Annotated in this window: 1 protein-coding gene; it reads right to left on the reverse strand. The window is 37.4% G+C overall.

Going from position 1 to position 452, the window contains the following annotated elements; genetic code table 11:
* The coding region (locus JZY04_RS21100) for an STN domain-containing protein (RefSeq protein ID WP_181996547.1) at positions 1–284 on the reverse strand (284 nt) is incomplete at its 3' end.
* Between the last annotated feature and the right edge of the window lie 168 nt (positions 285–452).

Genomic DNA, 452 nt, shown 5'->3' on the forward strand with positions numbered 1-452 from the left:
AATACTTCGTTCAGTACAGTTTCGATCGGGGCATCCGACACATTGATGGATACTTTCTTGTTCAGCTTTACCTGATTGTCATTGTAGAAGAAAGTATACTCGCTTTGTTTTTCAAGTTCACGCAGTACACTCTCGATGGATACGTTTGTCTTCGTCATTGAAATCTTTAGTACTTGAGCGAAGGCACTCACAGGTACCATAGCTATCAGGCTAACTGCCAAAGCAAAAGCCAGATGCTTTTTCATTCTTTGCGGACTAAACCACCGCATGTTGCATTTTCTCATAAATACGATTAATTATTAGATTGTAATTTTGATTGATAAAGTGAGCACAGGATACTTCTAAAGCATCGCTGCACCAGGTTAACGTCATTTACGGTTTCTCTCTCATTCTTTTCTTTATTAATTTAGGTTTAAAATTTGATGTTTGGTATAAGTTCTAAACGAACTTGG

The organism is Bacteroides sp. 11BF (assembly GCF_019633765.1).
Classification (GTDB): domain Bacteria; phylum Bacteroidota; class Bacteroidia; order Bacteroidales; family Bacteroidaceae; genus Bacteroides; species Bacteroides hominis.